This is a genomic window from Anaerotruncus sp. DFI.9.16, assembly GCF_024461615.1.
Classification (GTDB): domain Bacteria; phylum Bacillota; class Clostridia; order Oscillospirales; family Ruminococcaceae; genus Anaerotruncus; species Anaerotruncus massiliensis.
The window spans coordinates 1-6,181 of the sequence record NZ_JANFZX010000094.1; the positions used below are offsets into that span (position 1 = coordinate 1).

Consider the following 6,181-nt stretch of genomic DNA (forward strand, 5'->3'; position numbering starts at 1 on the left):
CCCTTCTTTGGTTCCTTTCTTGGGCGAGCAAGAAAGGAACTCGCTGTCGGTCGACTACCGACAAGCTCCGCCGCTTCACGAGCGGCAAGCCTAAGCCCACCGTCGGCCGGCCACCGACAAGCTCTGCCGCTCGCCGAGCGGCAAATCTAAGACTTTTCAGTTTGCACCGCAAGCTGTTCCCCGTCCGAAGTGACAACGACGGTGCCGTTGCGGTCGGTGCGGTAAAGGGTGACGCCGCGCTTTTCGAGCCGTTCGAGCACCTCCGGACTCGGATGCCCATAGGTGTTGTCCCAGCCGACGCAGCAGACCGCGACCTCCGGGTCGACGGCGTTCAGCCACTTCTCCTGTGAGGAGGTGTCGCTCCCATGATGCCCGAGCTTGAGCACATCGGCGGAAAGGCCGTCGCCATAGGCCTTGACGAGATCGTTTTCACTCTGCCTGCTGGCGTCGCCGGTGAAGAGGAAGGAGGTCTCGCCGAAGTCGAGGCGGCAGACGACGGAATTTTCATTGAGGTCGTCGCGGTATTCGTCCATCGGCCCGAGGACGGTGAGCATCGCGCCGCCGCCGAGGTCATATTTGATGCCCGGCTGCGCCTTGGCGACCTTCAAATCCTTGTCGGCGATCGCGTCGAGCAGGCGTTCGTAGGTTTTGGAGGTTGGGGTCAGCGATCTCGGCACCTCCGCGAAAAGGACCTTGCCGATCTCGAACTGGTTTACCACGTCCGCCATGCCGCCGATGTGGTCGGCGTGAGGATGGGTGGCGATCAGCAGGTCGATGCGCTCAACGCCCTGCGCCTTGAGGTAGGCGGTGACCGCATCCCCGCCGCCCACGTCGCCTGCGTCGATCAGCACATTTTGTTCGGGCGTCTGGATGAGCTCGCAGTCGGCCTGCCCCACGTCGACATAGTGGACGGCGAGCTCCCCCTCCGCCCGCGTGACCGCCGCGGGGGAAAGCCCGGCCTTTTCATAGAGGCCGCCAAGCCCGTTCATCACGTCGTCCGTGCCGGGCAGCGGCAGGCCGCTTCCGAGCGCCTCGTTGAGAAGGATCAGGACGAAGAGCGCAGCCAGCACCGCAAGGGCGCTGAACAGGACCTGTTTCAAGGGCAGCGGCCTGCGCTTTTTCCGGCGGGTCCGGCTCATTGGTTCCCCTCCGGCTGATCCTCGTCAAAGACGAGAAGGTCGTTGGGCGTACAGCCGAAAATGACGCACAGGCTCTCAAGAACTTCGTAACGGATGGATTTCGTCTCGTTGTTGAGCATCCGATTCAGGTTTTGTCCGCTCATTCCCAACTGCTTATTGAGCCAATATTTTGTTTTGCCGATCTCCTGGAGCTTTTCCAACGCGGCTAAGCGTAACATACTGAAGCCTCCATTCCATATGTTTTAATATGATGCTAAAACATATGGTATGTATGCATAAAGACTATTGCATTGCACAATGGATACATGCTATCATATGCATAGAAAGACTTCTTCCCACACATGGCAAAGGAACGGGGGCCCCGCTATGCGGGACCCCCGTTCCGTTATCCATTGTCCAATCGGACGATTCGGTTTGCCATCTGTTTGCGGACCCGCTGGTAGAGCGCTTCGGCGCGGCCGAAGGGCACGCCGAGATATTCGGGCACGCCGCGCAGGCCCATGGAGACGGCGGAACCCACCATGCCGCAGACGGCGGCTTCCAGAAGCGGCCTCCCGCGCAGCAGGTTGATGCAGAAGCTCCCGCAGAAGCTGTCGCCCGCGCCGGTGACGTCGATAATTTCATCGTCCCGCGCGCAGGGCGGCACCAGATAGAAGGCGTCCTCCTCCCTGACATGGAGGACGGCGCCCTTCCCGCCCATCTTGAGGACGACGACTTCTGGCCCCATGGCGGCGAGCCTGCGGAGATAGGGCATGTAGTTTTCGACCGGCTGCCCGTAGGGGATCTCCCAGAACTTGGTGAACTCGTCCTCACTCGGGGTGACGACCGTCACCTTTTTGAGGATCTGCTCCCACAGGCCGATATGCCGCTGGAAAAACCACTCGTAATGCGGGTCGAGCTGGACGACGCGCCCCTCCGGCAGGGCGTTCAGCAGGGCGAGGACCTCCCCGGGGGGGAGCGGGGCGATATGGAAGCCCCCGGCGTCGAGGTAGCGGGGCGGGATGTCCCCGGGGGCGGGCGCCGCCTCCATGCGGTTGGCGGAATCGTGGTGCTTGACCCAGTGGCGGTAGCCGTCGAGGTCGTAAAGCAGCCACAGCTTGATGCCCTCCCCCTCCATCACCCGCACCCCCTCGATGTCGAGGCCGGGATGCCGGGCCAGCGGTTCGAGCAGGGCGGGGGGCATGGCGGAGGCCCGCCGCGTGACGAGCCCGACTTCCCCGTCCTTCGCCCAGTAGGACGCCCCGGCGGCGGCGTTCATGCCGCCGCCGCCCAGATACCCGAGCTGGAGCCTGCCGTCATAGGTGACGATAAAATCGCGGGTGGTGTGTCCGAACACCGCCAGTTCGATCCTTTCTGCCATGATGACTCCTCATCCGCGGGCGGGGGAGCCGCGTCCGCCCGCCCGCGTTCTTCCACACGTATTTTCAGAGTTCTCCCGCCGAAAGCGCGGCGAGCGCCTTGGCGATTTCGCTTGCAAGGCGGACGTTGTTGTAAACCAGCTGGATGTTGGTGTCGAGGCTGCGCCCCCCGGTGATCTGCTTGACCCGGTCGAGCAGGAAGGGGGTGGAATCCTTGCCGTGGATGCCCTTCTCCTCGGCCTCCCGGACGGCCTGTTCGATGACCGGGTTGATCTCCTCCTGCGGGATTTCATACTGCCCTGGCACGGGATTGCAGACCAGCATGCCGTTGGAGAGCCCCATCTCCTGCTGGAGGTGGAAGATCCGGGCGATGTCGGCGGGGTCGTCCAGCCGGTAATCCGGGCTGTAGGGGCTTTGGGAGGAATAGAAGGCGGGCAGGCGGTCGGAGCGGTAGCTGACGACCGGGACGCCCTTCGTCTCGAGGTATTCGAGGGTGAGCGGGATGTCGAGGATGGCCTTGGGCCCCGCGCAGACGGTCAGCACGGGCGTGCGCGCGATCTCATCGAGGTCGGCGGAGATATCGAAGGATTCCGGCGCGCCGCGGTGGACGCCGCCGAGCCCGCCGGTCGCAAAGATGCGGATGCCCGCCAGGTGCGCGATGATCGAGGTCGCCGCGCTGGTGGTCGCGCCGTCCAGCCCGAGGGCGACGGCCGCGCCCATGTCCCGCCGGGAGAGCTTGCGGACCGCGAGGCCGGCCTTGCCCATATAGGTGATCTCATCGCGGTCCATGCCGACGATGATCTCCCCGTGGATGACGCCGATGGTCGCGGGGACGACGCCCTTTTCCCGGATGATCCGGTCCACCTCGAGGGCGGTCTCGACGTTTTGCGGGTAGGGCATGCCGTGGGAGATGATGGTGCTTTCCAGCGCCACCACCGGCCTGTTTTCGGCAAGTGCCGCCTCGACCTCCGGGGAAATTCGCAGATAGGTTTTTTTCATGTGCTTATGGTCCTTTCCTGATTTGATGATTTCACTGTCCGGAAGCCGCCGCCCGGAATCTTGCGCGAAGCTGCGGCAGCTTCTGTACGGTGATGATGACAATGACGATCCCCATGAGGATTTTGGCCATGGCCTTGGGGACGCCGCCGAACATCTCGATCGCGATGGACCCGCTCGTCATGGCCCCCATAAAGAAGGCGGAGAGGGGCACGAGCGCGGGATTCCCGCCCGCGAGCAGGGAGACGACGATGCCGTCGAAGCCCACGTCGGGGGAGAAATCGATCATGAACCGCCCGTAATTCCCGAGAATCTCGACCGCGCCGCCCAGTCCCGCGATGGCGCCGCTGACGGCGTAGACGAGCATCTGCCGGCCGCCGACCCGCAGGCCGGAAAACTCGGCGAACCGTTCGTTCGCGCCGATGACCCGGCACTCGTAGCCGAGGACGCTCTTCGCGTCGAAAAAGGCGATGACCGCCACCGCGATGAGGGCGATCAGGAGCCCGGTGGTGACGTTGGTGCCGCCGATCAGCACGGTCAGGCGGGAGCCCTCCGGGATGTAGGCGGTCGAGCCGCTCTCCCCGAGGGTGCCCGGCTCGTAATAGGGATATCGCACGAGATATTCGGTGAAGAGGGTGGCCACGTAGTTGAGCATGAGCGTGACCACCACGATGCTCGCCCCGAAGCGGATGCTGATGGAGCCGGCGAGCACCGACCAGAGCATCCCGGCGGCCATTCCGGCCAGCATGGCGAGCGGAAGGACCACAAGGCGGGGCGCGCCGGGCAGGGCGAGGCCCACCGCCGTGGCGGCGAAGGCGCCCAGGTAGAGCTGGCCGGCCGCGCCGATGTTGAAGATGCCGCACCGGGAGGAGACCGCGAAGGCGAGCCCGGTGAAGACGAGCGGGGTGGCCCAGCGCAGCGAGCGCGCCAGGTTGTAGACGCCGCCGAACGCGCCCTTGAAGAGGGCGGAATAGATGGTGGCGGGGCTTTTGCCGCTGGCGAGCAGCACCAGCGTGTTGAGCGCGAAGGCGCACAGCAGGATGAGCAGGATGCGCGCGAGCCCCCGGAAAAACCGTACCGCTTTTTGATTCATCCCTCCGCCTCCTCGCTTTCCGTGATGCCGAACATCATCCGCCCGAGCTTGTGCTCGTCCGCCTCGGCGCGCAGCAGCTCGCCGGTCTTCCTGCCGCCGTACATGACCATGATCCGGTCGCTGAGCTCCATGACCTCGTCGAGGTCGGCGGAGATGAGCAGCACGGCGTTGCCCGCGTCGCGCATCTCCATGAGCATCCTGCGGATGTACTCCGACGCGCCGATGTCCACCCCGCGGGTCGGCTGGCAGGCGATGATGACGCGGGGCTTCTTGGAGAGCTCGCGCGCCACGACCACCTTCTGCATGTTGCCGCCCGAAAGGTTTTTGCAGGCCTCCTCGGGGGAGGACGCCTTGATCTGATAGTCCGCGATGAGCTTTCGGCTGACCGTCTGCGCCGCCCTCCAGTCTATGACCCCGTGCTTCGAGACAGGCGGGCCGTTCCGGATGCTGAGGACGAGGTTGTCGGTGAGGGAGAAGTCAAGGATGAGCCCCTCCTTGACGCGGTCCTGCGGGATGTGTGCGAGCCCCCGCTCAAACCGTTTGCCGACCGGCATGCGGGTGATCTCCTCCCCCTGCATTTCGATGCGGCCCGCAGCGGGGCGGCGGACCCCGATGACCGCCTCGGCCAGCTCGGTCTGCCCGTTGCCCTCCACGCCCGCCACGCCGAGGATCTCCCCCATGCGCAGCTCGAAGGAGAGCCCCCGCACCTCCAGCGCGCCGCGGTCCCCGGGGACCGCGAGGTCCTCGACCGAGAGCGCGACCGGCCCCCGGTCGGTATCCTTGGGCTCGAGCCCCCTGATCTCCCGCCCGATCATCATCTGGGCGAGAAGGCGGGGGGTCACGTCGGATTTGTTCACCGTGTCGACCGACCTCCCCGCCCGCAGGACGGTGATCCGGTCGGAGATCTCCATCACCTCCCGCAGCTTGTGGGAGATGAAGATGACGGTGTGCCCGGCCTGCGAGAGCTTGCGGACGGTGTGGAAGAGCTCCTCGCTCTCCTGCGGGGTGAGCACCGCGGTGGGCTCGTCGAGGATGAGGATTTTCGCCCCGCGGTAGAGCGTCTTGACGATCTCGATCCGCTGCATCAGCCCGACGGTGAGGCTGCTCACCGGCGCGTCCAGCGGGAGGTCGACGTCGAAGTCCCGCCTGATCGCCTCGAGGTGGCGTTCCATCTCGCGGGGCTTCCACAGCACCCGCTGCCCGGGCGGCCGGTGCCCGAGCACGATGTTTTCCGCGACGGTCAGGGAGGGGGAGAGCATGAAATGCTGGTGCACCATCCCGATGCCGTTGGCGATGGCGTCCTTGGGACTGCGAAGCACGAGCGGCTTCCCGCCGAGGCGGATCTCCCCCTCGTCGGGGCGCAGAAGCCCGTAGAGGATATTCATGAGGGTGCTCTTTCCCGCGCCGTTTTCACCGATCAGCGAATGGACCTCGCCCTTTTTTACGCCGAAATGGATGTGGTCGTTGGCGAGCGTCGCGCCGAACTGCTTGGTGATGCCGGAGAGCTCCAGATCGTATTCAGGATTCATCAAAGTCACCTGCCGCATCCCGGTCGCGGGGGGGGGGGGGGGGGGGGGGGGGGGGGGGGGGGGGGG

The 6,181-nt window shown here is 65.1% G+C and carries 6 protein-coding genes; all 6 read right to left on the reverse strand.

Going from position 1 to position 6,181, the window contains the following annotated elements; all coding sequences use genetic code 11:
* Nucleotides 1-146: 146 nt before the first annotated feature.
* Nucleotides 147-1,139, reverse strand: coding sequence for a ComEC/Rec2 family competence protein (locus NE609_RS16575; protein ID WP_256153153.1), 993 nt, complete (start codon nt 1,137-1,139; stop codon nt 147-149).
* Nucleotides 1,136-1,357 (reverse strand): helix-turn-helix transcriptional regulator, encoded by a 222-nt coding sequence (locus tag NE609_RS16580; RefSeq protein WP_101552513.1) that lies wholly within the window; start codon nt 1,355-1,357, stop codon nt 1,136-1,138. Before NE609_RS16580 ends, NE609_RS16575 begins: the two co-directional genes overlap by 4 nt.
* Nucleotides 1,358-1,524: 167 nt before the next feature.
* On the reverse strand, nt 1,525-2,499 hold the full coding sequence (locus NE609_RS16585) for a carbohydrate kinase family protein (RefSeq protein WP_256153154.1): 975 nt from the start codon (nt 2,497-2,499) through the stop codon (nt 1,525-1,527).
* A 64-nt stretch (nt 2,500-2,563) separates the two neighbouring features.
* On the reverse strand, nt 2,564-3,496 hold the full coding sequence (locus NE609_RS16590; RefSeq protein ID WP_256153155.1) for a pseudouridine-5'-phosphate glycosidase: 933 nt from the start codon (nt 3,494-3,496) through the stop codon (nt 2,564-2,566).
* Nucleotides 3,497-3,527: 31 nt separating this feature from the next.
* Entirely contained in the window at nt 3,528-4,586 is a 1,059-nt protein-coding gene (locus tag NE609_RS16595; RefSeq protein ID WP_121587717.1) for an ABC transporter permease, read from the reverse strand.
* The gene (locus tag NE609_RS16600; RefSeq protein WP_256153156.1) at nt 4,583-6,115 is read right to left on the reverse strand and encodes an ABC transporter ATP-binding protein; all 1,533 of its coding nucleotides are present in this window, start codon (nt 6,113-6,115) and stop codon (nt 4,583-4,585) included. Before NE609_RS16600 ends, NE609_RS16595 begins: the two co-directional genes overlap by 4 nt.
* Between the last annotated feature and the right edge of the window lie 66 nt (nt 6,116-6,181).

Excerpts from the sequence above, each read along its gene's own strand:
- NE609_RS16575 (WP_256153153.1), bottom strand. The coding sequence starts at position 1,139 with ATGAGCCGGACCCGCCGGAAAAAGCGCAGGCCGCTGCCCTTGAAACAG.
- NE609_RS16580 (WP_101552513.1), bottom strand. The coding sequence starts at position 1,357 with ATGTTACGCTTAGCCGCGTTGGAAAAGCTCCAGGAGATCGGCAAAACA.
- NE609_RS16585 (WP_256153154.1), bottom strand. The coding sequence starts at position 2,499 with ATGGCAGAAAGGATCGAACTGGCGGTGTTCGGACACACCACCCGCGAT.
- NE609_RS16590 (WP_256153155.1), bottom strand. The coding sequence starts at position 3,496 with ATGAAAAAAACCTATCTGCGAATTTCCCCGGAGGTCGAGGCGGCACTT.
- NE609_RS16595 (WP_121587717.1), bottom strand. The coding sequence starts at position 4,586 with ATGAATCAAAAAGCGGTACGGTTTTTCCGGGGGCTCGCGCGCATCCTG.
- NE609_RS16600 (WP_256153156.1), bottom strand. The coding sequence starts at position 6,115 with ATGAATCCTGAATACGATCTGGAGCTCTCCGGCATCACCAAGCAGTTC.